The sequence below is a fragment of the Duganella sp. CT11-25 genome, from assembly GCF_047302815.1.
Lineage (GTDB): Bacteria > Pseudomonadota > Gammaproteobacteria > Burkholderiales > Burkholderiaceae_D > Rugamonas.
Genome location: NZ_JBKBFD010000001.1, coordinates 4,986,977 through 5,013,439 on the forward strand (window position 1 = coordinate 4,986,977; position 26,463 = coordinate 5,013,439).

Genomic DNA, 26,463 nt, shown 5'->3' on the forward strand with positions numbered 1-26,463 from the left:
GCAACAGGGGCAACAATGCTAAGCTAGCGGGATTGCGGCGCACGGCCGTTCTTTTTTCGGGATATCCACATGATCGTTGTCCACCATCTCAATAATTCGCGTTCGCAGCGTGTGCTCTGGCTGCTGGAGGAGCTGGGCCTGGAATACGAGATCGTGCGCTACCAGCGCGACAAGAAGACCATGCTGGCGCCGCCGGAGTTGCGGGCGATCCACCCGCTGGGCAAGTCGCCGGTGATCAGCGACGGCGGGATCGTGGTGGCCGAGTCGGGCGCGATCGTCGAGTACCTGATCGAGACTTACGGCAATGGCCGCTTGGTGCCGCCGGCCGGCACGGCGGAGCGCCGCCGCTGGACCTATTTCCTGCATTACGCGGAAGGCTCGGCGATGGCGCCGCTGTTGATGAAACTGATTTTCGACCGTGTGGAGACCAGCCCGGCGCCGTTCTTCGTCAAGCCGATCGCGCGCGGCATCGCGCAAAAGGTCAAGGGCAGTTATATCCTGCCGCAGATCGAGGCGCATTTGAATTACCTGGAGTCCGAGTTGAGCAAGACGCCGTGGTTTGCCGGCGCCGAGTTCACCGCGGCCGACATCCAGATGAGCTTTCCGCTGGAGGCGGCGTCCGCGCGCGGCGGCCTGGACGCGAACCGCCCGAACCTGACCGCCTTCCTCAAGCGCATCCACAGCCGCCCGGCCTTCCAGCGCGCGCTGGAGCGCGGCGGTCCCTACGAGTTGCTGAAATAATTTCCTGGAAGCATTCTGACGAGGTAAGATGTTTATCTAATCATAAACATCTGAAGGTTTGCCCATGCTCAAGCGTCTCGCGTTGCTCGCTGTTTTCTCCATGTTGTTTACGGGTTGTGCGATCCAGCAGACCGTCAAGCCGGTCGAGCGCTTTACCGACAAGAAGGTCTGCATCATCGACAACCCGGCGGTGAAGGAAGGTTTCATGGTCTCCTATAAGCAGGCGCTCGAATCGAAAGGGTATGTGGCGCAGCAGATGCCTGCCAGTGCGTCCATCGTCGAATGCCCGATCACGTCGACCTACACGGCCAACTGGCGCTGGGACCTGGCAATGTACATGACCTACGCGAACATCAAGGTCTACAACGGCGGCAAGCCGATCGGCGAAGCCATCTACGACGCCAACCGCGCCGGCATGAACACCGGAAAATTCATCAACGCCGACCACAAGATCCGCGAATTGGTCGACCAGCTGTTCCCCGGCGGCGCCGGCCAGTAATCGGCCGTTACCAGGTAGGGGGCGACGATGTCGCCTTCGTTCAGTATCACGCCGCGGATGCCATGCCGATTCAGCCAAGACTTGAGGCAGGTCGGGTAGAATGGCGGCTTGAACAAGCCCGGATGATTGTTGAACATGGGTAGACTCCTTGCCATCGACGGCCTCAATATCGTGCGCCGCGTCTACGAAGCCAGCCCCGAACCCGATAGCCCTGAAAAGGCCGAGATCGCGCTGCGCCACGCGCTGTCCTCCTTCCGCAAACTGGTCAACGACCACGAACCGACCCATGTGCTGCCTGCCTTCGATTTCGGCGGCCGCACCTGGCGCCACGCGCTGTACGCCGGCTACCGCGAAGGCCGCGCGCCGATGCCGTCGCCGCTGCGCGAGGCGCTGCCCGATTTCTATGACAAGCTGCGCGGCCTCGGCCTGCACGTGGTGTCGCTGCCCGAGGTCGAGGCCGACGACGTGATCGGCACCGTGGTGCTGCGCTGGCTGGCCGACGGCCGCGGCGAAGCCACCGTCGCCAGCACCGACAAGGACCTGCACGGCCTGATCGCGCAGGGCGCGCGCGTGTGGGACCACTTCAAGAGCGAATGGCACGACCAGGCCTGGGTCGAGCGGAAATGGGGCGTGCCGCCGGACCAGCTGCCGGACCTGCTGGCGCTGATGGGCGACGTCACCGACTCGATACCGGGCGTCTCCAAGGTCGGCGTGAAAACCGCCGCCCGACTGTTGCGTACATACGGCACTCTGGACGGGATCATGGCCGGCGCCGGCATTCTGAAGGATACGCTGGGCGAAACACTACGAAAAGAACGCGAAATGCTGTATCTTTCTCGACAATTGGTGCAATTAAAAACGGACGTGCGGGTCGGCGTGACCTGGAACATGCTGGCTTGGGAAAAATAAGCGCGCGCCACTGATACAAGGTTTGCAAGATGTTAAAAGCGGTCATTATCGATTCCAGCGCTGTCGCCCGCGGCCTGCTCAACACCGTGCTGATCGACGGCGGTTATGACGTGGTGGGCCAGGCCCACACCTGCGCCAACGGCATGGCGCTGCTGATCAAGTACCAGCCGCACATCGTCTGCATCGCCCGCGAGCAGATGGAGAGCGGCGAGGACGTGGTGCGCGAAATCAAGACCAACTGGCCGAAGACCCTGATCTTCATGGTCTCCAGCGAATTCGACGCCACCACCATCCAGCAGGCGCACGCGATGGGCGTGAGCGGTTTCATCGTCAAGCCGTTCAAGGCCGACACCGTGCTCAATACGATACGCAACGTGGTGATCGCGATGGTCAAGCGCCAGCGCGCGGCCATGGCCAAGGAGAACGGCGCAACCGATGCGCCGGAAGGCGGCGACGGAGAATCCGCCGCCGACTAAGCGCTCACATAAGATCAGCCAGCGACGAAGGTCGAGCTGTCGATGATGCCGCCGCCCAGGCAGACGTCGCCGTCGTACAGCACGGCCGACTGGCCCGGCGTCACCGCCCATTGGGCATCCATGAACTTCAGCGCGAAATCGGAATCGCCTTCCGGCGCGATCTCGCACGCCACGTCGGCTTGGCGGTAGCGGGTCTTGGCCGCCATCGCGCGCGGCGACGGCGCTTCGCCGGCGACCCAGCTGGCCTGGTCGGCGCGCAAGGTCGACGACAGCAGCCACGGGTGTTCGTGGCCCTGCACGATGTACAGCGTGTTCTCGGCCACGTCCTTCTTCGCCACATACCAGGCGTCGCTGCTGCCGTCCGGGTTCTTGTACGCCTTCATGCCGCCGACGCCGATGCCCTTGCGCTGGCCCAGCGTGTAGAACGACAGGCCGACGTGCTCGCCGACCACCTTGCCGTCCGGCGTCTTCATCGGGCCCGGCTTGTACGACAGGTAGCGGTTCAGGAATTCGCGGAACGGCCGCTCGCCGATGAAGCAGATGCCGGTCGAGTCCTTCTTGGCCGCGTTCGGCAGCTTCAGCTTTTCAGCGATCTGGCGCACTTCGGTCTTCGGGATCTCGCCCAGCGGGAACAGCGTCTTCGACAACTGCGCCTGGTTCAGGCGGTGCAGGAAGTAGCTCTGGTCCTTGGTGTGGTCGACGGCTTTGAGCAGTTCGTGCCGGTCGCCGTTCCGGCGCACGCGCGCATAGTGGCCGGTGGCGATCAGGTCGGCGCCCAGGTGCATGGCGTGGTCGAGGAAGGCCTTGAACTTGATCTCGGCGTTGCACAGCACGTCCGGGTTCGGCGTGCGGCCGGCCTGGTATTCGCGCAGGAAGTCGGCGAACACGCGGTCCTTGTATTCGCTGGCGAAGTTGACCGCCTCGATGTCGACGCCGATGACGTCGGCCACGCTGGCGGCGTCGATCCAGTCCTGGCGCGTCGAGCAGTATTCGGAATCGTCGTCGTCTTCCCAGTTCTTCATGAACAGGCCGACCACGTCGTAGCCCTGCTCCTTGAGCATCCACGCCGCGACCGAGGAATCGACCCCGCCCGACATACCGATCACGACTTTTTTCTTGCCCATTACTTTTCCTATCTTCTATCCATTGGCGGTGCTCACCGCCTCCTTGAAGACGGAAGCGTGTGTTTGTATCAGTTCCAGCGGGGCGCGGCGCCCGGCCAGGTATTCGTCCACGCATTGCAGCACGGTCGGGCTGCGGTGACGGTCGGCACAGGCGGCCAATTCGTCGCGCGTCAGCCACATGGTGCGCAAAATCCCCTCATCCAGCGGACGGTCGTGCAGGGCGCCCGGCACGCCGCAGAAGGTGAAGCGCAGATACGTCACTTCCTCGCCGGTGCGGTTGGAGGTGTAGCGCGACATATACATGCCCACCAGCGCGGTCGGCGTGAAGTCGTAGGCGGTCTCCTCCAGCGTTTCGCGGATCACGGCCTGTTCCAGCGATTCGTGCGGGTCCAGGTGGCCGGCGGGCTGGTTAATGCGGATGCCGTCGCTGGTTTCTTCTTCGATCAGCAAAAACTTGCCATCCTTTTCGACGATGGCGGCAACAGTAACAGAGGGTTTCCAGATACGCGGCATGAGTCATCCTTGAAAGAGCCGACATTTTAGCCTGTTCCAGCCATTTGGTTTGAAACCAGCAGGCCACATTGCGCTAGCGCAGCACTTTAAATGCCAATTGATGATAAATAGTAATAGTTGTAGTGATAAAACCGCTATTTATTGATAAATAAGTATTAAGTATGATGGGGCCAACGAGGGGCGGTTCAGGCCCAGCATTTCCGTGTTAGATTCTAGTCAGTTTATCAATCATTTGGAGGCAACATGAGAATAAGCATACCGGCCGAGACCAGGCCGGGAGAGACCCGGGTGGCGGCAACGCCCGAGACCGTCAAGAAGCTCGCCGCCAAGCACCAGGTGGTGGTGCAGTCGGGCGCCGGCGTGACGGCCTCCGTCACCGACGAGGCTTACGCGGCGGCCGGGGCCCAGATCGTCGCGGCGGCGGAAGCCTGGAGCGCCGATGTCATTCTTAAGGTGCGTGCCCCGAATGCGGAAGAACGCGCGCAGATCAAGCCGGGCACGGTGGTGATCGGCATGCTCAATCCATTTGATGCGGAAAACAACGCGGCCATGGCGGCGGCCGGGCTGCAAGCCTTCGCGCTGGAAGCCGTGCCGCGCATCACGCGCGCGCAGTCGATGGACGTGCTGTCGTCGCAGGCCAACATCGCCGGCTACAAGGCGGTGATGGTGGCGGCCAACACCTATCAACGTTTCATGCCGATGCTGATGACGGCGGCCGGCACCGTCAAGGCCGCGCGCGTGCTGATCATGGGCGTCGGCGTGGCCGGCCTGCAGGCGATCGCGACCGCCAAGCGCCTAGGCGCGGTGATCGAGGCGTCCGACGTGCGGCCGCCGGTGAAGGAGCAGGTGGAGTCGCTGGGCGCCAAGTTCATCGACGTACCCTTCATCACCGATGAAGAAAAGGAAATCGCGCAGGGCGTGGGCGGCTACGCGCGGCCGATGCCGGCCGACTGGATGCGCCGCCAATCCGAGCTGGTGCACGAGCGCGCCAAGCTGGCCGACATCATCATCACCACCGCGCTGATCCCGGGTCGTCCGGCGCCGGTGCTGATTTCCGAAGAGACGGTGAAGGCGATGAAGCCGGGCTCCGTGATCGTCGACCTGGCCGTGTCGCAGGGCGGCAACTGCCCGCTGTCGGAACTGAACAAAACCGTGGTCAAGCACGGCGTGCACATCGTCGGCGAGCCGGACCTGGCGACCCTGGTGGCGGCCGACGCGTCGGCGCTGTATGCGCGCAACGTGCTGGACTTCCTCAAGCTGATCATCGACAAGGAAGACAAGCTGGTGATCGACCGCGAAGATGACATCATCAAGGCCACGCTGCTGTGCACCGGCGGCGAGCTCTTAAGAAAATAAGAAGGAGAACATCATGGAAATCAGCCACACCATCATCAACCTCATCATCTTCGTGCTGGCCATCTACGTCGGCTACCACGTGGTCTGGACCGTCACGCCGGCGCTGCATACGCCGCTGATGGCCGTCACCAACGCCATCTCGGCGATCATCATCGTCGGCGCCATGCTGGCCGCTTCGCTGACCGAAGGACCGGTCGGCCAGATCGCCGGCACCGTCGCGGTGGCGCTGGCCGCCGTCAATGTGTTCGGCGGATTCCTGGTCACGCAGCGCATGCTGGAGATGTTCAGGAAAAAAGAACCGAAGGCCAAGCCTGCGGCGGCGGCCAAGCTGGCGGGGGAGGAAGCATGAATTTCATCTCCCTGAACCTGGTGACGATGATGTACCTCATCGCATCGGTGTGCTTTATCCAGGCCTTGAAAGGGCTGTCGTCGCCGGGCACGGCGCGTACCGGTAATGCCTTCGGCATGTCGGGCATGGCGATCGCGTTCGTCACCACCATCGCCCTGATCCTGAAGCTGAAGTCGGAAGCGGCGGCCGCCGGCACCGGCGGCGGCATGGGGCTGGCGCTGGTGGCCGTGGGCGTGATCGTCGGCGGCGGCATCGGCGCGGTGCTGGCGAAAAAGGTCGAGATGACCAAGATGCCGGAACTGGTCGCGGCGATGCACTCGCTGATCGGCCTGGCCGCCGTGTGTATCGCGGTGGCGGCGGTGTCGGAGCCGCACGCCTTCGGCATCGCCGCCGCCGGCGAGGCGCTGCCGTTCGGCAACCGCATCGAACTGTTCATCGGTACCTTCGTCGGCGCGATCACGTTCTCCGGTTCGGTGATCGCGTTCGGCAAGCTGTCGGGCAAGTACAAGTTCCGCCTGTTCCAGGGCGCGCCGGTCAGCTTCGCCGGCCAGCACATGCTGAACCTGATCCTGGCCATCGTCATGGTCGGCCTCGGCCTGGTGTTCTGCTTCGCCGGCGGCACCGAGCCGGCATGGACGCCGTTCCTGATCATGACCGCGATCGCCTTCGTGCTGGGCGTGCTGATCATCATCCCGATCGGCGGCGCCGACATGCCGGTGGTGGTGTCGATGCTGAACTCCTACTCCGGCTGGGCGGCGGCGGGCATCGGCTTCTCGCTGAACAACTCGATGCTGATCATCGCCGGTTCGCTGGTCGGTTCGTCCGGCGCGATCCTGTCGTACATCATGTGCAAGGCGATGAACCGTTCGTTCTTCAACGTGATCCTGGGCGGCTTCGGCGGCGCCCCGGCGGAAGCGGCCGGCGGCGGCTCGAAGGAGCAGCGCCCGGTCAAGTCCGGTTCGGCCGACGATGCCTCGTTCATCATGGCCAATGCCGAAAGCGTGATCATCGTGCCGGGCTACGGCCTGGCCGTGGCGCGCGCGCAGCACTCGCTGAAGGAACTGGTCGAGAAGCTGACGCACAAGGGCGTGACCGTGAAGTACGCGATCCACCCGGTGGCGGGCCGCATGCCGGGCCACATGAACGTGCTGCTGGCCGAGGCCGAGGTGCCGTACGACCAGGTGTTCGAGATGGAGGACATCAACGGCGAGTTCGGCCAGACCGACGTGGTGCTGATCCTGGGCGCCAACGACGTGGTCAACCCGGCCGCCAAGGATCCGAAATCGCCGATCGCCGGCATGCCGATCCTGGAGGCGTACAAGGCCAAGAGCATCATCGTCAACAAGCGCTCGATGGCTTCCGGCTATGCCGGCCTGGACAATGAGCTGTTCTACCAGGCCAACACCATGATGGTGTTCGGCGACGCCAAGAAGGTCATCGAGGACATGGTCAAAGCGGTCGAATAAACCGCCTTCGCCAAGTGAAAAAGGCCGGCCCCGCTACAGCGGGCCGGCCTTTTTTTCGTCAAGCGGCGTGGTTCTCCGCGCGCTTATCGATAGACGCGGATGTAGTCGACGTCCACATTGACCTGCTGGGTGTGGCCGTGCTGCTGCGCGCCGATGATCATGAACAGCTTCTGGGTTTTGCAGACGTTCGGGGTCGGCCACGAGTGCATGGCCTTGCCGTCGAGATACCAGGTGATGGTGTTGGTGGTCCAGAGCAAGCCATAGGTATGCCACTGCGAGTAATCAACACCGGGCGTCTGGTCGACATTGTTGCTGTTGATGGTCCTGTCGGGCCAGCGCCAATCGACCACCGAGCCGGCGAACACCGAACCGTAGTTCGGATAGGCCTCGAAGATATCGATTTCGCAGAAGTTGTTCTCGTTGACCAGGGCGTGTTCGCTGCTTTCCAGCCACCAGGCGGAGAAATTGTCCATCACGTTATTCCATTTGATGCGCGCCTCGAAATAGCCGAGGTTGAACAAGGTGTGGGGTCCGCCCTTGCGGTTGAGCGTGGTCAGCCAGGATTCGTGTTCGTCGGTCGGCAGCACCGTCGCCGTCAAGACCGAATTGGCGACCGTGTAGCGGGACATGGGCGATGGCGATTCATACCAGATGCCGTTGTACCAGCGATAGGTGCCGCCGCCGTCGGGGCTGATATTCGCCGTATTGAATTCATCCGAGAAAATCAGCTGGTTGAAGCCCGCGGCCGATGCCACGGCGGGAACGCCGCCGGAAGGGGGCGGTGGCGGCGGTGGCGTGGGACTGGTCGTTACCGCCGAGTAGGAGCACGACTTCGCCAGCGTCGGCAGGGGATCGCCGAAGACCGCGTTGGTGCAGGCGATGGTGTTGGTGGCGACCTTGGTGAAGTAGGTGCCGTTGTTGCCGTAGCGTACTTGCTGGGTGCCGGGGAAGTTGCACTGTCCGCCTTCCGTCGCGCACACCGTCCAGGTGGGCGTTGGAGGCGTCGCCGCCGACGCATACCAGCAATACTTTGCCAGCGTCGGCAAGGGGTCGCCGAATACCGCGTTGGTGCAAGCGATGCTGCCGGTCGCGGTCTTGGTGTTGTAAGTGCCGTTGTTGCCATAGCGCACTTGCTGGGTGCCCGAGAAGGAGCACACGCCGCCCTCGGACGCGCACTGTGTCCAGGTCAGGGTAGGCGCCGGCGCCGGCGCGATCTCCGGGCCGTAGGAGCAGGACTTCGTGAGGGTCGGCAAGGGGTCGCCGAATACGGCATTGGTGCACGCTATCGATCCGGTCGCGGTCTTGGTGAAGTAAGTGCCATTGTTGCCATAGCGTACTTGCCGGGTGCCGGAGAAGGTGCAGGTTCCGCCCTCCGAGGCGCAAGGCGTCCATGTGGTGGTGTCAGCGGCGGTGACGGCCGCCGCCAGCAACGCCGTCTTTTCCGCGCTGATCTGGTTTTTGCCCGCCTTATCGCCCCCGCCGCAGGCTGTCAGCGCCGCCAATACGCCGGCGAGTAATATGCTGGCACATGTCGAATTATAAAATATAAAGTTATCCATTGAATCCCTCTGTTAATGAAGTGGCATTGAGTTGAATCAAAATATCTCTATCCAAAACGAGTAGGGGATTCTAGGTTTTAAATTTTGAATATTCAAGAGAAATTTCGCATTGTGAAATTTCCATGGAATAACAATAATCTTTATCTTCTTATATAATCGCGAATAAAAAAATTTACGCTAAGAAATTTATTTTTCCGTGAATTTATGAGTATTTGCGACGCGGTGCAAATTCTCCATGGATATATGAAAATATTTTCAATGAGATTACTGTTTTTATTGATATGGTAACTGATTGTTTTATTCAGGCGAGCTGTGGCGCTAGCCAGCACCCGGATGGCGATTCCGGGTCCGGGAGGCCGGGGAGGGGCTTAGAACTGCTTGCCGTGCACGGTCACCAGAGGGGAGTTCCTGATCTTTTCCATCACTGCGGCTTCGTTCCTGATGAATAAGGTATTGCCTGAGCTTAGATTCTTTCCATTGAGATTGGTGAGGCTGCGCCGGAATGGATCGTAGGAATATGTTTTAAAACCGTGGTCGAACATCATTTCCAATATGCGCGACTCATCGTAGCGATATCTGTTGCCGCTTCCATTTAATTCGAGAATCACGGAATGAAGACTGGGTTTTTTTAATGTCTCGACCGCGCCGCCCAAGACCGGCGTTTCATAGCCTTCGACGTCGATCTTAATAAGCGTCGGCGCTTCGTTTTCAAGCACCGAATCCAGAGTCAATAAATCCACGGCGATGGTATTGCCATGTTTTTCGCTTTGCGCGACCACATGGTTGACGGTGTCCATATCGCTGGTGAATTCGATGGTTCCCTTTTCGCTGCCAAGTCCGACATTGAGGCATGTGACGCGGCTGCCCAGGTGATTGAGCCGGATATTGTTCACCAGCTTGGCGAAGGTCGCCGGGATGGGCTCGAAGGCGTAGCCGCTGGCGCCTACGGCGGAGCACGCGAGTATGGTGTACGACCCCGAATTGGCGCCGATATCGATAAATAGATCGTCATCCCTGAGCACGTGGAGCAGGAAGCCCATATCGGGAAAATCATGCAGTCCCGTGTAAATATTTCCGGTGAGCCCGGTTTCACCCGTGCGCACCAGAAATTTCGAATCGTTGACCCACTCATAAACGATCTCGCTATCGATCAGGCGGCTACCCAACTGCCATTTCCCAAAGCGAACAATCGCCTCGAGCTTTGCATCCTGATTCAGGGGATGGCTGGTAATGAATTTCAATAGGCTCACTAACGACATCGCATTCTCCTTGTTTGCGTGCGGTGAAAGAATTGTCCGGGCTGGTGGAGCGGGGAGGCTTAATGTTGGGGATGGCTGTCTAGGCGATTGCGGGCAAAGTCGGCCGGATATGCATGGCGGGCGGCGCTGTCCGAGCCGGTCGCCGCCGCGATGATGGAATGCATGACCTTTTCATTGGTGATGGCGTTGCGCTGACCGCGCAGCCGGCCCCGTTCGGCGATCGCCAGGCGCCTGGCCTCGTCGCCCAGCAGGCGCTTGCATTGCTCGATGCATTCGTCGGCGTCGCGCCAGAAGATCGCCTCTTCGCCCTCCACGTAGAAACGCTGGTGGACGCTGGTCCGCTCCGCGCACAGCAATCCCGCCAGCGCCGGAATTTCCGCCGAGCGGTTGGTCCAGAGATCGCGGTTTCCTTTCGACAGCAGCCCCAGGCTGATCCTGGCGCACTGGATGGCCTTGGCGTAGTCCTCGCCCTCCAGGCCGGGGCCGCGCCAGGCCTGCCGCAGGCGCGGCCATTCCGGCGCCCTGTGCCAGCGGTTGCCGTAAATCGACAGCGGCAAACCGCCCTCCACCAGCGCGGCCAGGAAGGCGCCGCGCTGCTCCATCCAGGTGCCGACAAAGACGATCTCGGAAGCCCATTTCTGCCGGTCGAGGTCGCTAAGCGGCAGCGGCGCATGCGCGACCTCGTCCGACGAGAGGCAGGTCAGGAAAACCGATCTGGCGCCGCCGGCATAGGCCTCGGCGACATTCACTTCCCGTATCACGACGTTGATGTCGTATTCCGGCAAGGCCCGCAGATAGAGCCTGAAGCGGCCCTTGTCGCGGCCGCCGAAGGGATCATCATTCACGTAAGAAATGACCTTGGCGCAATTTTTTTTCAGGGCGGACACGGTGACCGGCCCGATCAGCTCGCCCTGGTCCACGATGCAGAGATCGTAGCGCGCCTCGCCGATGCGGCGCAGCAGGCGTTGCCTGACCGTGGCGTCGAACAGTTCGCCGCCGATGTTCCAGGCGACGCGATCGACCCAAGGGGAACGCGGCAGCAGTTGCCGGGGATCGAGCAGTTCCACCTGGTGCCCCAGCCTGACGCAGGCATTTGCGCGCTGCGCGGAACCCCAGAGGCGGGATCCGATCCACAGGATCTTCATGGCGCGCCCCTGGCGAGGAAAAGAATGGGGGGGAAATGCGGAGGAGTGGCCGCGTTCTGCGGCCGGGAATTCAGATGGAGGATAGGGAGCATGCGCATAGTGTCGGCGGGACGTCGGTCCGGTCGTGATCGAACAAGGGGGATGCGCGTGCAGCGCACGGACGAATGTACGCGAGCAGGGTATCTCGACCTTGTTGCGTGTCAAAGTGGCATGGATTTCGCGCCTGAGGCTACATTTTTGGTAGCCACGGAAGGGAAGGGGGCCGCCTCAGGCATCAATACAATTCACAATTTGTGAATGTCACATTAGGTTTGGGCCGATTGTCGGTGGTGTTGGTGAAGCATAAGATGGCTGCACTCACCCACACAAGGAGCCTCACCATGAACCGCTTACAAAACAAAGTTGCAATCGTCACTGGCGCATCTTCCGGCATCGGCCGCGCCACCGCCAAACTGTTCGCCGCTGAAGGCGCCAAGGTCGTGGTCGCCGCGCGCCGCCAGGCCGAGCTCGATACGCTGGTCGCCGAGATCGTCGCCGACGGCGGCAAGGCCATCGCGCTGTCCGGCGACGTCACGTCCGAAGCGTTCAATGCGCAACTGGTTGCGGCGGCCGTCGAAGCCTACGGCCGCCTGGACATCGCCTACAACAACGCCGGCACGCTGGGCGAAATGGGCGCGACCAGCGGCGTCTCCGAGCAGGGCTGGAACGACACGCTGGCCGCCAACCTGACCAGCGCCTTCCTCGGCGCCAAGCATCAAGTCCCTGAAATGATCAAGCATGGCGGCGGTTCGGTGATCTTCACCTCGACCTTTGTCGGCTACAGCTTCGCCTTCCCGGGCGTGGCCGCCTACGCAGCCAGCAAGGCCGGCCTGATCGGCTTGACGCAGGCGCTGGCGGCGGAATACGGCCCGCAAGGCGTGCGCGTGAACGCGGTGCTGCCGGGCGCTGTCGACACCGCGATGTACCGCGACATGAACAACACGCCGGAATCGGCGTCCTTCGTCACCAACCTGCATGCGCTGAAACGCGTGGCGCAACCGGAAGAACTGGCGCGCTCGGTGCTGTACCTGGCGTCGGACGATGCGTCCTTCGTCACCGGCACCGCGTCGCTGGTCGACGGCGGCGCGTCGATCACGCGGACTTGATGCGGGCTAGCGGCGGCCGTACATCATCAGCTCGGCCAGCACGCCGCGGGCCGGGCCGATCATGTCGATCGCGGCCAGCGACAGGCCCAGCAGCGCTTGCGCGGGGGAATCGTTGGCGAACACGCGCGCCATGGTGTCGGTCAGGCGTACCGTGGTGCCGCGATCCTGCGCGCGCAAGGCGGTGAATTGCGCCAGCATGGCGGGCGTGGCGCCTTGCGCCAGCAGGCGCGCCAGCACGGTGGCGTCGCGCAGGCCGAGGTTCAGGCCCTGGCCGGCGACCGGATGCAGCGTTTGCGCGGCGTTGCCGATGGCGACGGTGCGCGCGGTGCTGCGCGGATCGGCATTCAATCCCAGCGAGAAGGCCAGGCGCGCGCTGGCGTGCGTGAAACGGCCGACGCGCTCGCCGAAAGCGGCGCCCAGTTCCTGCAGGAAGGCCGCATCGTCCAGCGACAGCAGATGCGCGGCCGTGTCGGGCCGCACGCACCACACCAGCGAATATTCCTCGCCTTGCGGCAGCAGCGCCAGCGGGCCCTGCTCGGTAAAGCGTTCAAACGCGCGGTGCGCGATGGCGCGGCTGCCGCGCACTTGGGCGATGATCGCGGTCTGCTGGTAGTCGCGGCGCTGGGCTTTGCTTTCCTGATCGCTGAACAGGCCGCCTTCGGCCTGCACCACGATGGCGGCGTGCAGCACACGCGGCGCGTCGCCGGCCGTGGTCAGCGCGACTGCGTCGGCCAGCTCGTCGAGCGCCGCCACGCGGGCCGGCCGCAGCATCGCGACGCCGGCGCGTTCGCACACCGCGCCCAGCGCCGCCACCAGGTCGCCGTAGCGGGTGACGTAGCCGAGCGCCGGCAGCCGGTGCTCGTCGCGCGTGATCAGGCTGCGGCCGAACTGGCCGCGGCGCGAGACGTGGATTTCATGAATGGCGGTCGCGGCCACCGGCCAGGCGCCGATGTCTTCCAGTATCTGGCGGCTGCCCCAGGACAGCGCGATCGAGCGCGGGTCCTTGCCTGCCTGCGCCAGCGTCTTGGCGTCGACCAGCGCGATGCGGGCGGCCGGCACGCCGCGCCTGGCCAGCAGCGCGGCCAGCGCCATGCCGGCCGGACCGGCGCCGCAGATGGCGACGTCGAAATGAGTCGTTTCTGTCATTGCATCAGTTGTTCGATGTCGGCCACGGTCTTGGGCGCGGTGCTCAGTATCGTGTGGCCGCCGGCGGTGATCAGCACATCGTCTTCGATGCGGATGCCGGTGTTCCAATATTCCTCGGGCACGCCTTCGGCCGGGCGCACGTAGATGCCCGGCTCCACCGTCACCACCATGCCCGGCTGCAGCGCGCGCGAGGGCTTGCCGGCGGCGGCCGTGTCGCGGTACTGGCCGACGTCGTGCACGTCCATGCCCAGCCAGTGGCCGGTGCCGTGCATGTAGAACTGCAGGTGGCGCTTGTCGGCGATGGCGTCGGCCGCATTGCCGTGCTTGTTCCTGTCGAGCAGGCCCAGGTCCAGCATGCCCTGCGCCAGCACCTGCACGGCCGCCTCGTGGGCGCCGGCGTAGGGCAGGCCGGGGGCGATGGCCTTGAGCGCGGCCGACTGCGCCGCCAGCACCAGTTCGTACAAGCGCTTTTGCGGCGCGCTGAAGCGGCCGTTGACCGGCCAGGTGCGCGTGATGTCGGAGGCATAGCCGTCGAACTCGCAGCCGGCGTCGATCAGCACCAGCTCGCCGTCCTTGCAGCGGGCGTTGTTGGCGCTGTAGTGCAGCACGCAGGCGTTGGCGCCGGCCGCGACGATGGAATTGTAGGCCGGCGCCTGTGCGCCGTTGCGGCGGAAGTCGTACAGCAGTTCCGCTTCCAGCTCGTATTCGAACATGCCGGGCCGCGCGGCGCGCATGGCCCGCGCGTGCGCCTGCGACGAGATGGCGGCGGCGCGCAGCATCAGCGCCTGCTCGCCGTCGTCCTTGATCACGCGCATTTCATCGATCAGCGGCAGCAGGTCGACGGCGGACGCCGGCGGTGTCACGCCGCTGCGCGCCAGGCGCCGCACATTGCCCAGCCAGAGCTTGACCTGGGCGTCGAGCGCGGCGTTGCTGCCCAGCGCGTAGTACAGCGCCGGCGCGTCGGCCAGCAGCTTGCTGATTTCGCCGTCCAGTTCTTCGATGGCGTAGGCGGCGTCGAAGCCGAAGGCCGCGCGCGCGCCGTCCGGGCCGTGGCGGAAGCCTTCCCAGATTTCGCGCTCGGGGTTTTTCTGGCGGCAGAACAGGATGGCGCGCGCCGGCGCATCGCCGCGCGCCGCCACCAGCACCAGCGTGCTGTCCGGTTCCGTGAAGCCGGTCAGGTAGTAGAAATAGCTGTCGTGCCGGTACAGGTAGTCGCTGTCGCTGTTGCGCGCCACTTCCGGCGCGGTCGGCAGCACCGCCACCGCGCCCGGCGGCATCTGCGCCAGCAGGCGCGCGCGCCGCGCGGCGTAGGCCGACATCACTGCACGCCCTTGGCGGCCGCCAGGCGCGAGGCCGGCGGCGCGTTCAGCAGGTCGAGCTGCCGCACGGTGCCGAGGTTGTGCCACTCGCCTTCGTAGACTTCGCCGCCAACCTGTTTCCTGTCGGCGTACTGGCGGATCAGCGGCCCCAGCTTGGCGTATGCGCCGGGCGCGATGCCGTCGAACATTTCCATGCGGTAGACGCCGATGTTGCCGAAGGTCCATTTCGGCGCGCCCTCGTTGCTCACCGAGTACATGGTCAGCCCGAAATCGCCGTCCGGATGGAAGTCGGGATTCGGCACCAGGTACAGCCAGCAGATGTCGCGCTGGTCGGCCGGGTAGGGATTGCCCCACATATCCTTGTCGTGCAACACATCCTTGACCTGCTCGAAGTCGAAGTAGGGCACATAGATGTCGCCCGAGACCGCGACGAACGGCTCCTCGCCCAGCAGGTGGCGCGCGGTGGCGATGCCGCCGGCCGTTTCCAGCCCGGTTTCCTCGCGCGAGTACATCAGCCGGGCGCCGAACTGGCTGCCGTCGCCCAGCGCCGCTTCAATCTGGTCGCCCAGGTGCGCGTGGTTGATGACGATCTCGGTGATGCCGGCCCGCACCAGGTTGAGGATGTGCCAGACGATCAGCGGCCGGCCGCGCACCTTGAGCAGCGGCTTGGGCGTGGTGTCGGTCAAGGGACGCATCCGCTCGCCGCGTCCGGCGGCGAAGATCATGGCTTTCATGGCTGCGGCCCCGTTCAGAAGGTGTAGCCGACTTGCGGCTTCTTGTCTTCCAGCAAGTCCAGCAGGCGCACCAGCGGCTTCAGGTCCTTGTAGCGGCCGGCGGTCTTGCGCACGTAGTCCATCACGGTCGGCAGGTCGTCCAGGTACTGGGCCTTGCCGTCGCGGTAGTTGAGGCGGCAGAACAGGCCGAGGATCTTCAGGTGGCGCTGCAGGCCCATGTATTCGAAGTCCTTGTAGAAGGCGTCGATGTCCTGGTTGACCGGCAGGCCGGCCGACTTGGCGTGCTGCCAGTAGCGGATGGCCCAGTCCAGCACCAGCTCCTCGTCCCACTGCACGTAGGCGTCCCGCAGCAGCGAGGCCAGGTCGTAGGTCACGGGGCCGTACAGCGCGTCCTGGAAATCGAGCACGCCCGGGTTGCCGGCGTCCATCCACATCAGGTTGCGGGAATGGAAGTCGCGGTGCACATACACCTGCTGCTGGGCCGTGACGTTGGCCAGGATGGCGTCGAACACGGCCTGCAGCTCGGCGGCCTGCTTGTCGCTCAGCGTGGCGTTCAGGTGCTTGCCGATGTACCACTCGGGGAACAGGTTCATTTCGCGCAGCAGGAAGGCGCGGTCGTATTCGGGCAGCACGTCCGGCTGGCTGGTGGCCTGGAACTTGACCAGCGCCTCCAGCGCCTCGGCGTACATGGTCGAGGCGTTGTCGTGGTCCAGCACCTGCAGATAGGTGGTGACGCCGAGGTCGGACATCAGCATGAAGCCGCGCTCGTAGTCGGTGGCGACGATGCGCGGCACCGAGACGCCGGCATGCGTGAGCATTTCGTCCAGCTTGACGTAGGCCAGCACGTTTTCGCGCTCGGGCGGCGCGTCCATGACGATCAGGGTCTCGCCCAGGCTGGTTTGATGCTCAGGCAAAACGTTGACACGGAAGTAACGGCGGAAGCTGGCGTCGGCCGAAGCCGGGCGCGCACTTGCCACATCGACCACGTCGAGGGTGGACAGCCAGCCGGTGAGCAGCGCCAGCCGCAGGTCCGCCGACTGCGCGGGAGATGTATCTGAAGTTAAATTCTGTAATAAAGACATTGATGCGGGCCTTGGAAACCGGTGTGAGGTGAAGATTCCCATATAATAAGGGATTCAAATTAAAAAATCGCCTTTCATGGTGTTTCCTCCCTTCTTTTCATGAGTCGCATGCGCTGGCTTCTGGCCCCCCCCACCACCACGCAAAGCTGGGCGTACGCCCTGACTGCCATCGTCACTGTTTCGGCAGTGCCCGCCCACGCCCAGAGCCAGCTCAAGCAGCGCCCGCCGCGCGTGGAGGACAAGAACGCCGTCACCACGGTCAAGGCCGAGGACATCGGTGGCCGTCCCGAGCGTGAAGTGACGCTGGAGCGGGACGCCGAGCTGGTCAAGGACAAGACCAAGATCAACGCCGACACGGCCTGCTACCGCCAGGTCGAGGACGAGGTCGAGGCCAAGGGCAATGTGAAAATCTGGCGCTTCGGCGACTATTTCACCGGCGACGAGCTGAAACTGAACCTGGACACCGGCAAGGGCTACATGCTCAACCCGACCTACAAGCTGGAAGCGAACAGCGGCCAGGGCAAGGCCGAGCGCATCAACTTCATCAATGAAGACGAGGCGGTGGTGGTCAACGGCACCTACAGCACCTGCCAGGGCTACGACCCGGACTGGTATCTGCGCTCGAGCACGCTGAACCTCGATTCCGGCCGCGACGTCGGCACCGCCGGCACCACCATCATCTATTTCAAGGACGTGCCGATCCTGGGCACGCCGGCGCTGTCGTTCTCGCTGTCGGGCGCGCGCCGCTCCGGCTGGCTGTCGCCGACGCCGGGCTTCGGCTCCAAGAACGGCGCCGAGCTGGTGGTGCCGTACTACTTCAACATCGCGCCCAACCGCGACCTGACGCTGTACCCGAAGATCATCGCCAACCGCGGCATCCAGATCGGCGCCAACGCCCGCTACCTGGGCGAGACCGACGGCGGCCTGTACCAGGGCGAAACGTACCTGGAGTACCTGCCGCACGACCGCGAGTACGCCAAGGCCAACCCGGACGTCAAGAGCGACCGTTGGATGATCAAGAGCAACCATACCCAGGACCTGAGCAAGGACTGGTCGTACGGCTGGAGCATCCGCGCGGCGTCGGATGACAACTACCCCAACGATTTCTCCAAGACCGTGTCGAGCTCGACCGAGCGCCAGCTGCTGCGCGAGCTGCGCACCGACTACCACGGCGACTACTGGACGCTGACCGCCCGCGTGCAAAAGTACCAGGTGCTGCAGGATCCGGAATCGGTGGTCGATCCGTCGCTGACGGTGACCCGCCCGTATGACCGCCTGCCGGCGATCAATTTCCACGCCGCCCAGTACGACGTGGCCGGCGGCTTCGACTGGGCCTTCGACAGCGAACTGACGCGCTTCTACCACCCGACGCTGATCACCGGCACCCGGCTGGTGGCGATACCGCAGCTGAGCTATCCGATCATCGGGCCGAGCTATTTCATCACGCCCAAGGTGATGGTCAACATGGCCAGCTACCAGATGGACGCGTTTGGAACCGATCCGTCCGGCAACCTGTCGCGCGCGGTCCCGACCTTCTCGCTGGACTCGGGCCTGGTGTTCGAGCGCGACATCAAGTGGGGCGGCAAGGCCATGACGCAGACGCTGGAGCCGCGCCTGTTCTACGTGAACACGCCGTACCGCGACCAGAGCAAGTTCCCGACCTTCGACACCGACGCCGCCACCTTCAACTTCAGCCAGATCTTCAGCGAAAACCGCTTCGTCGGCTCGGACCGCATCGGCGACGCCAACCAGCTGACCGCCGCGCTGACCTCGCGCTTCCTCGACGCCAACGGCGCCGAGGCGCTGCGCCTGGCGTTCGGCCAGCGCTTCTACTTCCGCGACCAGAAGGTGCAGCTCGATTCGTCGACGCCGGTGGTGGACGCCCATTCGGACATCTTGCTGGCCGCCACCGGCCGCATCTCGGAGACCTGGACCTTCGACAGCGCGGTGCAGTACAACCCGAGCCTGAGCCGGGTGGTGTCGGAAAGCTATACCGCGCAATGGGTGCCGGGCTCGAAGAAGGTGCTGAACCTGGGCTACCGCTACCTGCGCGACAGTTTCAAGAATATCGAGCTGTCGAGCCAGTGGCCGATCTTCCAGCGCTGGTACGGCGTCGGCCGGGTCAGCTACTCGGTGCAGGACAAGAAGATCCTCGAAAGCCTGCTCGGCCTCGAATACAACGCCGACTGCTGGGTGTTCCGCACCGGCGCGCAGCGCTTCGTGACCACCTCGACCAAGGCGTCGACGCAGATCTTCTTCCAGCTGGAACTGAACGGCCTGTCGCACCTGGGCGTGGGCAGCCCGCTGGAAGCGATGAAGAGCAGCATTCCCGGTTATCAGCGTTTGAACGAGGGCTACGCCCGCTAAAGCAAGGCATCCTGGCGTCCGCCGCGCAACACCGGCAGCGGGCGTTTTTTGATTTTTTTACACCTGACTCAAGAGCGTTCTACCATGCGTAATGCCAGTATGTATCAGATGAAATTCCAAATGAAAATCCTCGCAGTCCTGTTGTGCACGGCCGCCCTGGGCGGTTGCAGCCTGTTCTCGTCGAAAAAGAAACCTGAGCCGGCGCCCGCGGTGGCGCCCGCTGCCGCCGCCTTGAACACCACCCCGGCGGCGCCGGCCAAGCCCAAGGCCGACGGCGCCGGCTTCCTGCCGCCAGGCGAAAGCGGCAACGTCGCCATCGATTCCATCGTCGTCGTCGTCAACGACGAGGTCATCACCCAGCGCGAGCTGGCCAACCGCATCAAGGCCGCCATCGCCCGCATGAAGGCGCAGAACGTGCAGATGCCGGAAGCGGCCGACCTGCGCCGCCAGCTGCTCGAACGCATGATCGTCGAGCGCTCGCAACTGCAGATGGCCAAGGAAATGGGCGTGCGCGTCGACGACCTGCAACTGGACCGCGCCATCGCCCGCATCGCCGAAGCGCAAAAACTCAGCGTGCAGGACCTGCGCAACCAGATGGAAAAGGACGGCACCACCTTCGCCGCCTTCCGCGAGGAAATCCGCGAAGAGATCATCATGCAGCGCCTGCGCGAGCATGAGGTCGACGCCAAGCTGCAGATCTCGGAGGCCGAGGTGGACAGCTTCATGGCCGCCGAAAAAGCCGCCGCCGCCGAGCAGTTCGAAGTGAACATCTCGCAGATCATGGTGCGCATTCCGGACAACGCCACCGCCGAAGTGATCGCCCAGCGCCGCGCGCGCGCCGAGGAAGTGATGCGCCAGCTGCGCACCGGCGCCGACTTCGCCAAGATGGCCGGCACCTATTCCGACGCTTCCGACGCGCTGCAGGGCGGCGTGGTCGGCTGGCGCCAGCCCGAGCGCCTGCCGCCGGTGTTCGCCGAAGCGCTGGCCAAGCTTAAGGCCGGCCAGGTCACGCCGATCATCAAGAGCACCGGCGCCTTCCACATCCTGAAGGTGGTCGACCGCCGCAGCCTGGCCGAGGCGCAAGCCGTGGCCGCCGTGCAGCAGACCCACGCGCGCCACATCCTGATCAAGGTGACGCCGACCATGAGCGCGGCCGACGCCAAGCGCAAGCTGATGGAGCTGAAGGAACGCCTGGACAACAACGCCGCCAAGTTCGAAGACCTGGCGCGCCTGGTGTCGAACGACGGTTCGGCCTCCAAGGGCGGCGACCTGGGCTGGCTGTATCCGGGCGACACCATGCCGGAATTCGAGGCGGCGATGAACAACCTGAAGATCGGCGAAGTGAGCCAGCCGGTGGAAACCAGCTTCGGCGTGCACCTGATCGAAGTGCTGGAGCGTAAGAGCGACGACGTCTCGAAGGAGCGCGAGCGCAACAACGCGCGCCAGGCCATCCGCGAACGCAAGATGGAAGAAGCGACCGAGAGCTGGCAGCGCGAAGTGCGCGACCGCGCCTACGTCGAGTACCGTACCGACGACGGCGTCAACGCCACCAAGTAAGCGGACAGGGGAGCATTCATGAGCGCCAATCTGACAACCCGGCGCACAGGAGTGCGCCCCGCCATCGCCGTCACCGTCGGCGAGCCGGCCGGCATCGGCCCGGAAATCGCGATCCGCGCCGCCTGGGCGCGCCGCAACGACGTCAATTGCGTGCTGCTGGGCGACGCCGCCTTCCTGGCCATGACGGCCGGCTACATCGACCCCGAGATCAAGCTGTCGGCGCTGTCGCTGCAGGCGGTGCGCAACGGCGGCCTGCCGCATTTCGGCCCGGGCCGCATCAGCGTGATCGACGTGCCGCTGGCCGCGCACGTGGTGCCCGGCAAGCTGGACCAGGAAAACGGCCGCAGCGTGCTGGCCACGCTGGACGCTGCCATCGAAGGCGTGCGGGCCGGCTGGTTCGAGGCCGTGGTCACCGCGCCGCTGCAAAAGAGCACCATCAACGATGCCGGCGTCAAATTCTCCGGCCACACCGAATACTTCGCCGACCAGACGCAAACCCCGCAAGTGGTGATGATGCTGGCCGGCCAGCCGGCCTCGCCGCCGGGGGCGCCGCCGCTGCGGGTGGCGCTGGCGACCACCCACCTGGCGCTGAAGGACGTCGCCGCCGCGCTCAGCCAGGATGGACTGGCGCGCGTGCTCGACATCATCGACCGCGACCTGAAAACCAAGTTCGGCATCGCCGCGCCGCGCATCCTGCTGTGCGGCCTGAACCCGCACGCGGGCGAGGGCGGCTACCTCGGACGCGAGGACATCGATGTCATCGCCCCGGCCATCGCGGCGGCGCAGGCGCGCGGCATCGATGCCCGCGGCCCGTATCCGGCCGACACGCTGTTCCAGCCCAAATACCTGAAAGACGCCGACTGCGTGCTGGCCATGTACCACGACCAGGGCTTGCCGGTGCTGAAGTACGCCACCTTCGGCCAGGGCGTCAACATCACGCTGGGCCTGCCGCTGATACGCACCTCGGTCGACCACGGCACGGCGCTGGACCTGGCCGCCCAAGGCCTGGGTCTGGCCGACTGCGGCAGCATGGAAACGGCGATCGACACCGCCGTCGCCATGGCCGATGCCGCCAGCCGCGCCGCCTCCTAATTACCCTCTCAAACAAGAACAACCATGAAACACGTCGCCCGCAAACGCTTCGGCCAAAACTTCCTGCACGATAAATACGTCCTCTCCAGCATCACCGAAGCCATCGATCCGGCGCCGGACGACGCCATGGTCGAAATCGGCCCCGGCCTGGGCGCCATGACCGAGCAGCTGATGCGCACGCTGAAGATGATGCACGTGGTCGAACTGGACCGCGACCTGGTGGCGCGCCTGGAAAAGACCTACAACCCGGCCAAGCTGACCATCCACGCCGGCGACGCGCTGAAGTTCGACTTCGGCACGATTCCCGTGCCGGCCGGCCAGAAGCTGCGTATCGTCGGCAACCTGCCGTACAACATCTCCAGCCCGCTGCTGTTCCACCTGGCGACGTTCGCGCCGCAGGTGCGGGACCAGCACTTCATGCTGCAAAAAGAGGTGGTGGAGCGCATGGTGGCCGGGCCGGGCAGCAAGACCTACGGCCGCCTGTCGGTGATGCTGCAATGGCGCTACGATATGTCGCTGCTGTTCGTGGTGCCGCCGGAAGCGTTCGATCCGCCGCCGAAGGTGGAATCGGCGATCGTGCGCATGATCCCGGTCGCCAACCCGCTGCCGTGCGACGGCCCGACGCTGGAAGCGGTGGTGCTGAAAGCGTTCTCGCAGCGCCGCAAGGTGATCCGCAACTGCCTGGCCGGCATGTTCACCGAAGAGCAGATCGTCGCCGCCGGCATCGACCCGACCGACCGCCCGGAAGCCGTCGGCCTGGCCCAGTACGTCGCGCTGGCGAACCTGCTCAAAGCCGTGCCCCCAAGCGCATAGGCAAAAAAAAGCCCGCTGGTTAAAGCGGGCTAAATCCAATTCTCTTGCAAGAAGTGGAGGAGACAAGTGCAGTATGCTGCGTCGCGGCATATAACGCCACTTTATTTTTCCAATATCGATCATTTCGATATCGAATATCTCTCCACTACCCGCCGCTTGCCGTGGCGGCGCGCGGCGGTCTGGCCTGTTACGGCGTGGCAGGTGTCGGCACGCAGGTGAGCACCAGGTTGCTGACTGCGGCTTCGTGCATCACGCCGGTGCCGTTGGCGATAGTGCAAGTCAGGCCGGTCGGCTGCGACTGCACCGTCACGCCGTAAGCCTGGCCATCGGCCACGGTGCCGAGCGTGAAGTCGCCGGTGCCGGTGGCGGCGGTGGTGGCGTTGGCGCTGCTGATCGTCACCGCACCGCCGGCGGTGCCGTTGAGCAGGGTCACGGCACGCGCGACGCCGGCGCTGTCGGCCGTCAGGCCGGTGAACTGGCCGCCCAGCGTGTAGGTGTTTTGGCTGCAAGTCACCCCTGCCTGGATGGTGACCGTATGGCCGGCCGAGCCGCTGCCGTTGACCACGCTGCAGGTCATGTGGGCCGGATTAGTCTGCACCGTGATGTTGTACTCGGTGCCGTAGTCGATCTGCTGCGCGAAGGCGAAAGTGGTCGCGCCGACCGGCACGGTCACGGTGTTGCCGCCGTTGGCCAGCACCAGGCCGGAGTTGTTCAGGCCGCTCACAAGACCTTGCACGGTGAACTGGGCCTTGCCGCCGCAACCTGCCAGCGCTGCCGCCAGCGCCATCGCCGCACCGGCGCTTGCATACGAAAATTTCATGTATTTCTCCAAAAATTAAACCGGACGTACGCGATTATTTGCAAGTGACATACATTTGCAGCGCGTCGGTGGCTGGCATGTTGCCGACCGCCTTGGTGGGATCGACGGTGCAGGTCTGGCCGGCCGGCTGGGACAGCACGGTGACGCCGAACGGCGAGCCATTCGGTACCTTGGTCGGGAAGGTGTAGGCCACGTCGGCGCCGCCGTTCGCCACCACGCCGACCGTGTCCGGGCCGTTGGCCAGGACCAGGCCGTTGCTCTTGAGGCCGTAGACCACGCCGCCCAGGGTGTAGGGGTCGTTGGTGCAGCTGACCACGATGCGGTAGGCGGTATAGGCGTTGGCCTTGCCGGTGTTGTCCGTCAGCGTGCAAGTGGCATTGGCCGGCGGGGTCTTGATCTGGATGTTGAATTGCTCATCCGTGCCGGCCAGCTTGGTGAAGGCGATGATGCTGGTGCCGATCGGCACCGGCAGCAGTTCGCCAGTGTTGGTGTTGGTCAGGACCAGGCCGTCCTTGGTCACGCCGCTCAGGCTGACGGTCAGCTGCAGGCTGCCGTCGCCGCCGCCGCAGGCGCTGAGAATGACGGCACACAGCAGGGCGAGGCCCGAACGCAGATACAAACTTTTCATAAAAATCTCTCTCCAAAACGAATAGGGCCGGCTGCACGCGCGGGTCCAGCATGATACACGGTGTCGGCCGTATTTTAGTGCATTTGCAACCTGTGGGCCGCTGAGCGATGTAACAGCTTGTGTCCGTCCCGCTTATTTGACCTGCGGCATGATGCATGACGAGCGGCGGCCGTCGATGCGGCAACTGTTGCGGACCTTGCCCTGCAGGTCGTGCACCAGCACGTGCCATTGCTCCGGCCCGCGCCGTTCCATGGTCATGAAGCCGAAGCCGTCGACCCAGGAGCTGAAACTGTCGACCACCGCGCCGGGCGCCGGCGTCGCGCCCGGCGGCAGGCGCTCGGGCAGCGGCACGGTATCCTCGGCGGTGCCGGAAAAGCCGGCGATGAACTGGCTCGGATGGCCGCTGGAGAAGCTGACCTGCTCCCACAGATGTACATGGCCGGACAGCACGGTCTGGACGGCGGCCGGCAGCAACTGCGGATTGAGCGAGCCGAAACTGGCTTGCAGGCCGGCGTCGCCCGGCAGCAGCACGATCGGGCCGCCGTTCTTGCGGTCGGCGCCCATGCCCAGCAGCGGGTGGTGGACCACGCCGATGTTGCGCGGCGCCTGCTGCGACAGCGCATCGAGCTTGCGGTACAGGTCGCGGTACTTGTCGTAGCCCAGGTCGCCCGGCTGCAAGCCTTTCCAGGTGGTGGCGGCGGTATCCATTACGAGCAGCTGGGTGGCCTGGCCGATCGGCACCGCGTAGGGATCGCTGTAGTTGCCGGTGGCGTCGTCGGCGTCGGCATTGCAGTCGCGCCCGGCCCGCAGCGGGCGCGGGTCGAGGAAACGCCAGTAGCCCTGGCCGCCGCGCGTGCAGCTTTCATGGTTGCCGCGCGCCATGATCCACGGCGCCGCCTGCAGCAGCCGGGCGCCGGGGGCGAAGAAATCGGCGTCCCAGGCGTCCCAGCCGTAGCCCCAGGGGCTGCCGGCGCAACCGGTGTTGCTTTCGGGGCAGAGATTCTCGCGGTAATGGTAGTCGCCGACGTGGATCACCAGGTCGGGCTGCCATGCGGCGGCCTGCTCGGCGACGGTGGCGAACGGATATTGGGCCGGGTCGTTGCAGGGCTGGTAGCTGTTGCTGCTCTTTTGCAGGCGGCAGCCGGTGTCGCCGATGACGACGATGCGCTGTGGCTCGGCCTTGGGCAGCGGCAGCGCACGGCCCAGCACCGAGGCGCTGGCGGCGCCGGCCGGCAGCGGCGCTTCGCAGGTCAGCAACGGGAAGGCGGCCGGCTTGGAGTCGGCCGGCGCGGACGGCGTGCCGCGCAGTGGGATCGTCGCGGCCGGCGCGCGCAGGGTCATGGCCTGGCTGCGCTGGTCGATCTCGATGGCCGGGCAGGCGGGGGCGTCGATCAGCACCCGGGCGACGGCGGCGCCGTTCTCGCCCAGCACGACGAAGGAGGCAAAGGCGGGCGGCGGGCCGGACGGGGCGGTGGCGCAGCCGGCCAGCAGGGCGGCCAGCGCGGCCCAACGGCAAGAATTAGTCGATAGCACAGGAGCTCCAGCAGGGGAATCCGATAATTTACCATGCCGTCATGGCAAGGCGATCGGTGCGACAATACAGGGATTCCACATTTTCCCCGACCGCCATGACCCCACGCCGCCCGCTCGCCCTGCTGTTCGACCTTGACGATACCCTGTGGCCGATCGGCCCGGTGATCGCGGCGGCTGAGCTCAGCTGGCACGCCTGGCTGGCCGAGCATGCGCCCGGGGTGGCGCAGCGGTTCAGCGTCGCCGAGCTGCGAGCCCGCCGCATGGCGCTGCTGGAGCAGCGGCCCGAGCTGGTGGCGGACCTGTACAAGCTGCGCCGCGTGGCGCTGGAGGCGGTGTTCGCCGAAACCGGCGAGGATCCGGCCCACATTGACGGCGCCATGCAGCACTTCCACGTGCTGCGCAACGCCGTCACGCCGTTTGCCGACGTGCTGCCGGTGCTGCCGTTGCTGCAGGGCATGCTGCGGCTGGGCGTCATCACCAACGGCAATGCCGATCTTGAAGTCATCGGCCTGCACCACCATTTCGACTATGCGCTGGCGTCGGCCACGTTCGGCCGCGCCAAGCCCGACCCGGCCATCTTCCTGGCCGCCTGCGAAGCGATGGGGGTGGCACCGCGGGACGCCGTGTATGTCGGCGACGACCTGCGGCTGGACGTGCAGGGCGCCCAGGGCGCCGGCCTGCGCGCGGTCTGGATGAACCGCAACGGCAGCGACGCCCACCTGGCGGCCGGCGTGGCGCCGGACGCGATCTGCACGACATTTGACGAACTTTTGGCCTGGATAAAAGAGCAATTGCGGCATTGAGGCCACGCGGCGGCCCCCGGCGGGCGCG

General features: G+C 64.6%; 25 protein-coding genes. 13 read left to right on the top strand and 12 right to left on the bottom strand.

Going from position 1 to position 26,463, the window contains the following annotated elements; all coding sequences use genetic code 11:
- Positions 1-69 precede the first annotated feature (69 nt).
- From ACEN9F_RS21390 to ACEN9F_RS21405, 4 genes are all read left to right on the top strand, one after another.
- Complete coding sequence (locus ACEN9F_RS21390; RefSeq protein WP_413423101.1) at positions 70-741, top strand: glutathione S-transferase; 672 nt, start codon at positions 70-72, stop codon at positions 739-741.
- 64 nt (positions 742-805) lie between these two features.
- Entirely contained in the window at positions 806-1,240 is a 435-nt protein-coding gene (locus tag ACEN9F_RS21395) for an Sbal_3080 family lipoprotein (protein ID WP_413423103.1), read from the top strand.
- A 135-nt stretch (positions 1,241-1,375) separates the two neighbouring features.
- Positions 1,376-2,149 carry a 5'-3' exonuclease gene (locus ACEN9F_RS21400; RefSeq protein WP_413423104.1) on the top strand — a complete coding sequence of 258 codons (774 nt, stop codon included), beginning with the start codon at positions 1,376-1,378 and terminating at the stop codon, positions 2,147-2,149.
- A 29-nt stretch (positions 2,150-2,178) separates the two neighbouring features.
- Positions 2,179-2,625 (top strand): response regulator, encoded by a 447-nt coding sequence (locus ACEN9F_RS21405; protein ID WP_413423106.1) that lies wholly within the window; start codon positions 2,179-2,181, stop codon positions 2,623-2,625.
- 14 nt (positions 2,626-2,639) lie between these two features.
- Here the strand turns inward: ACEN9F_RS21405 and mnmA are convergent, their stop codons facing one another.
- Together mnmA and ACEN9F_RS21415 are read right to left on the bottom strand one after the other, a co-directional pair.
- The gene (gene mnmA / locus ACEN9F_RS21410) at positions 2,640-3,749 is read right to left on the bottom strand and encodes a tRNA 2-thiouridine(34) synthase MnmA (protein ID WP_413423108.1); all 1,110 of its coding nucleotides are present in this window, start codon (positions 3,747-3,749) and stop codon (positions 2,640-2,642) included.
- 15 nt (positions 3,750-3,764) lie between these two features.
- Entirely contained in the window at positions 3,765-4,262 is a 498-nt protein-coding gene (locus tag ACEN9F_RS21415) for an NUDIX hydrolase (RefSeq protein WP_413423110.1), read from the bottom strand.
- Positions 4,263-4,505: 243 nt separating this feature from the next.
- Between ACEN9F_RS21415 and ACEN9F_RS21420 the strand changes: the two genes are divergently transcribed.
- The 3 genes from ACEN9F_RS21420 to ACEN9F_RS21430 are packed head-to-tail and all read left to right on the top strand — an operon-like array spanning position 4,506 to position 7,433.
- Positions 4,506-5,618: a Re/Si-specific NAD(P)(+) transhydrogenase subunit alpha gene (locus ACEN9F_RS21420; RefSeq protein WP_413423112.1), complete on the top strand. Its 1,113-nt coding sequence runs from the start codon at positions 4,506-4,508 to the stop codon at positions 5,616-5,618.
- A 13-nt stretch (positions 5,619-5,631) separates the two neighbouring features.
- Positions 5,632-5,967 carry an NAD(P) transhydrogenase subunit alpha gene (locus ACEN9F_RS21425; RefSeq protein WP_413423114.1) on the top strand — a complete coding sequence of 112 codons (336 nt, stop codon included), beginning with the start codon at positions 5,632-5,634 and terminating at the stop codon, positions 5,965-5,967.
- Positions 5,964-7,433 (top strand): NAD(P)(+) transhydrogenase (Re/Si-specific) subunit beta, encoded by a 1,470-nt coding sequence (locus tag ACEN9F_RS21430; protein WP_413423116.1) that lies wholly within the window; start codon positions 5,964-5,966, stop codon positions 7,431-7,433. Before ACEN9F_RS21425 ends, ACEN9F_RS21430 begins: the two co-directional genes overlap by 4 nt.
- A gap of 83 nt (positions 7,434-7,516) precedes the next feature.
- On the opposite strand, the gene ACEN9F_RS21435 is transcribed toward ACEN9F_RS21430, so the two are convergent.
- The 3 genes from ACEN9F_RS21435 to ACEN9F_RS21445 all read right to left on the bottom strand — a co-directional run bounded on the left by ACEN9F_RS21435 (position 7,517) and on the right by ACEN9F_RS21445 (position 11,396).
- Complete coding sequence (locus ACEN9F_RS21435; RefSeq protein ID WP_413423118.1) at positions 7,517-8,935, bottom strand: family 16 glycosylhydrolase; 1,419 nt, start codon at positions 8,933-8,935, stop codon at positions 7,517-7,519.
- Positions 8,936-9,360: 425 nt separating this feature from the next.
- Entirely contained in the window at positions 9,361-10,251 is an 891-nt protein-coding gene (locus ACEN9F_RS21440) for an FkbM family methyltransferase (RefSeq protein ID WP_413423120.1), read from the bottom strand.
- A 59-nt stretch (positions 10,252-10,310) separates the two neighbouring features.
- The gene (locus ACEN9F_RS21445; protein ID WP_413423122.1) at positions 10,311-11,396 is read right to left on the bottom strand and encodes a glycosyltransferase; all 1,086 of its coding nucleotides are present in this window, start codon (positions 11,394-11,396) and stop codon (positions 10,311-10,313) included.
- Between the two features lie 380 nt (positions 11,397-11,776).
- Here ACEN9F_RS21445 and ACEN9F_RS21450 point away from each other — a divergent pair, with 380 nt between their 5' ends.
- Positions 11,777-12,541 carry an SDR family oxidoreductase gene (locus ACEN9F_RS21450; RefSeq protein WP_413423124.1) on the top strand — a complete coding sequence of 255 codons (765 nt, stop codon included), beginning with the start codon at positions 11,777-11,779 and terminating at the stop codon, positions 12,539-12,541.
- A 6-nt stretch (positions 12,542-12,547) separates the two neighbouring features.
- Here the strand turns inward: ACEN9F_RS21450 and ACEN9F_RS21455 are convergent, their stop codons facing one another.
- The 4 genes from ACEN9F_RS21455 to ACEN9F_RS21470 are packed head-to-tail and all read right to left on the bottom strand — an operon-like array spanning position 12,548 to position 16,822.
- Positions 12,548-13,687 (bottom strand): FAD-dependent monooxygenase, encoded by a 1,140-nt coding sequence (locus tag ACEN9F_RS21455; protein ID WP_413423126.1) that lies wholly within the window; start codon positions 13,685-13,687, stop codon positions 12,548-12,550.
- Positions 13,684-15,006: an aminopeptidase P N-terminal domain-containing protein gene (locus ACEN9F_RS21460; protein ID WP_413423128.1), complete on the bottom strand. Its 1,323-nt coding sequence runs from the start codon at positions 15,004-15,006 to the stop codon at positions 13,684-13,686. Before ACEN9F_RS21460 ends, ACEN9F_RS21455 begins: the two co-directional genes overlap by 4 nt.
- Positions 15,006-15,740 carry an N-acetylmuramate alpha-1-phosphate uridylyltransferase MurU gene (gene murU / locus ACEN9F_RS21465; protein WP_413423130.1) on the bottom strand — a complete coding sequence of 245 codons (735 nt, stop codon included), beginning with the start codon at positions 15,738-15,740 and terminating at the stop codon, positions 15,006-15,008. Before murU ends, ACEN9F_RS21460 begins: the two co-directional genes overlap by 1 nt.
- Before the next feature lie 14 nt (positions 15,741-15,754).
- Positions 15,755-16,822, bottom strand: coding sequence for an aminoglycoside phosphotransferase family protein (locus tag ACEN9F_RS21470; protein ID WP_413423132.1), 1,068 nt, complete (start codon positions 16,820-16,822; stop codon positions 15,755-15,757).
- 108 nt (positions 16,823-16,930) lie between these two features.
- Between ACEN9F_RS21470 and ACEN9F_RS21475 the strand changes: the two genes are divergently transcribed.
- From ACEN9F_RS21475 to rsmA, 4 genes are all read left to right on the top strand, one after another.
- Positions 16,931-19,189, top strand: coding sequence for an LPS-assembly protein LptD (locus ACEN9F_RS21475; protein WP_413423134.1), 2,259 nt, complete (start codon positions 16,931-16,933; stop codon positions 19,187-19,189).
- A 120-nt stretch (positions 19,190-19,309) separates the two neighbouring features.
- Positions 19,310-20,746, top strand: coding sequence for a peptidylprolyl isomerase (locus ACEN9F_RS21480; RefSeq protein ID WP_413423136.1), 1,437 nt, complete (start codon positions 19,310-19,312; stop codon positions 20,744-20,746).
- A gap of 18 nt (positions 20,747-20,764) precedes the next feature.
- Positions 20,765-21,838 carry a 4-hydroxythreonine-4-phosphate dehydrogenase PdxA gene (pdxA, locus tag ACEN9F_RS21485; protein ID WP_413423138.1) on the top strand — a complete coding sequence of 358 codons (1,074 nt, stop codon included), beginning with the start codon at positions 20,765-20,767 and terminating at the stop codon, positions 21,836-21,838.
- 24 nt (positions 21,839-21,862) lie between these two features.
- Positions 21,863-22,651, top strand: a complete 789-nt coding sequence (gene rsmA / locus ACEN9F_RS21490) for a 16S rRNA (adenine(1518)-N(6)/adenine(1519)-N(6))-dimethyltransferase RsmA (protein ID WP_413423140.1) — start codon at positions 21,863-21,865, stop codon at positions 22,649-22,651.
- 187 nt (positions 22,652-22,838) lie between these two features.
- Here rsmA and ACEN9F_RS21495 read toward each other — a convergent pair whose 3' ends face one another.
- From ACEN9F_RS21495 to ACEN9F_RS21505, 3 genes are all read right to left on the bottom strand, one after another.
- Positions 22,839-23,471: a hypothetical protein gene (locus tag ACEN9F_RS21495; protein ID WP_413423142.1), complete on the bottom strand. Its 633-nt coding sequence runs from the start codon at positions 23,469-23,471 to the stop codon at positions 22,839-22,841.
- Positions 23,472-23,505: 34 nt separating this feature from the next.
- Positions 23,506-24,099: a hypothetical protein gene (locus ACEN9F_RS21500; RefSeq protein WP_413423144.1), complete on the bottom strand. Its 594-nt coding sequence runs from the start codon at positions 24,097-24,099 to the stop codon at positions 23,506-23,508.
- Positions 24,100-24,231: 132 nt separating this feature from the next.
- Positions 24,232-25,632 (bottom strand): metallophosphoesterase family protein, encoded by a 1,401-nt coding sequence (locus ACEN9F_RS21505; protein ID WP_413423146.1) that lies wholly within the window; start codon positions 25,630-25,632, stop codon positions 24,232-24,234.
- Positions 25,633-25,727: 95 nt separating this feature from the next.
- Here ACEN9F_RS21505 and ACEN9F_RS21510 point away from each other — a divergent pair, with 95 nt between their 5' ends.
- Positions 25,728-26,435 (top strand): HAD family hydrolase, encoded by a 708-nt coding sequence (locus ACEN9F_RS21510; RefSeq protein ID WP_413423148.1) that lies wholly within the window; start codon positions 25,728-25,730, stop codon positions 26,433-26,435.
- The last annotated feature ends 28 nt before the right edge of the window (positions 26,436-26,463 follow it).

Bases quoted from the DNA above. Each gene is read 5' to 3' on its own strand.
- ACEN9F_RS21390 (WP_413423101.1), top strand. From the start codon at position 70: ATGATCGTTGTCCACCATCTCAATAATTCGCGTTCGCAGCGTGTGCTC.
- ACEN9F_RS21395 (WP_413423103.1), top strand. From the start codon at position 806: ATGCTCAAGCGTCTCGCGTTGCTCGCTGTTTTCTCCATGTTGTTTACG.
- ACEN9F_RS21400 (WP_413423104.1), top strand. From the start codon at position 1,376: ATGGGTAGACTCCTTGCCATCGACGGCCTCAATATCGTGCGCCGCGTC.
- ACEN9F_RS21405 (WP_413423106.1), top strand. From the start codon at position 2,179: ATGTTAAAAGCGGTCATTATCGATTCCAGCGCTGTCGCCCGCGGCCTG.
- mnmA (WP_413423108.1), bottom strand. From the start codon at position 3,749: ATGGGCAAGAAAAAAGTCGTGATCGGTATGTCGGGCGGGGTCGATTCC.
- ACEN9F_RS21415 (WP_413423110.1), bottom strand. From the start codon at position 4,262: ATGCCGCGTATCTGGAAACCCTCTGTTACTGTTGCCGCCATCGTCGAA.
- ACEN9F_RS21420 (WP_413423112.1), top strand. From the start codon at position 4,506: ATGAGAATAAGCATACCGGCCGAGACCAGGCCGGGAGAGACCCGGGTG.
- ACEN9F_RS21425 (WP_413423114.1), top strand. From the start codon at position 5,632: ATGGAAATCAGCCACACCATCATCAACCTCATCATCTTCGTGCTGGCC.
- ACEN9F_RS21430 (WP_413423116.1), top strand. From the start codon at position 5,964: ATGAATTTCATCTCCCTGAACCTGGTGACGATGATGTACCTCATCGCA.
- ACEN9F_RS21440 (WP_413423120.1), bottom strand. From the start codon at position 10,251: ATGTCGTTAGTGAGCCTATTGAAATTCATTACCAGCCATCCCCTGAAT.
- ACEN9F_RS21445 (WP_413423122.1), bottom strand. From the start codon at position 11,396: ATGAAGATCCTGTGGATCGGATCCCGCCTCTGGGGTTCCGCGCAGCGC.
- ACEN9F_RS21450 (WP_413423124.1), top strand. From the start codon at position 11,777: ATGAACCGCTTACAAAACAAAGTTGCAATCGTCACTGGCGCATCTTCC.
- ACEN9F_RS21455 (WP_413423126.1), bottom strand. From the start codon at position 13,687: ATGACAGAAACGACTCATTTCGACGTCGCCATCTGCGGCGCCGGTCCG.
- ACEN9F_RS21460 (WP_413423128.1), bottom strand. From the start codon at position 15,006: ATGTCGGCCTACGCCGCGCGGCGCGCGCGCCTGCTGGCGCAGATGCCG.
- murU (WP_413423130.1), bottom strand. From the start codon at position 15,740: ATGAAAGCCATGATCTTCGCCGCCGGACGCGGCGAGCGGATGCGTCCC.
- ACEN9F_RS21470 (WP_413423132.1), bottom strand. From the start codon at position 16,822: ATGTCTTTATTACAGAATTTAACTTCAGATACATCTCCCGCGCAGTCG.
- ACEN9F_RS21475 (WP_413423134.1), top strand. From the start codon at position 16,931: ATGCGCTGGCTTCTGGCCCCCCCCACCACCACGCAAAGCTGGGCGTAC.
- ACEN9F_RS21480 (WP_413423136.1), top strand. From the start codon at position 19,310: ATGAAAATCCTCGCAGTCCTGTTGTGCACGGCCGCCCTGGGCGGTTGC.
- pdxA (WP_413423138.1), top strand. From the start codon at position 20,765: ATGAGCGCCAATCTGACAACCCGGCGCACAGGAGTGCGCCCCGCCATC.
- rsmA (WP_413423140.1), top strand. From the start codon at position 21,863: ATGAAACACGTCGCCCGCAAACGCTTCGGCCAAAACTTCCTGCACGAT.
- ACEN9F_RS21495 (WP_413423142.1), bottom strand. From the start codon at position 23,471: ATGAAATTTTCGTATGCAAGCGCCGGTGCGGCGATGGCGCTGGCGGCA.
- ACEN9F_RS21500 (WP_413423144.1), bottom strand. From the start codon at position 24,099: ATGAAAAGTTTGTATCTGCGTTCGGGCCTCGCCCTGCTGTGTGCCGTC.
- ACEN9F_RS21510 (WP_413423148.1), top strand. From the start codon at position 25,728: ATGACCCCACGCCGCCCGCTCGCCCTGCTGTTCGACCTTGACGATACC.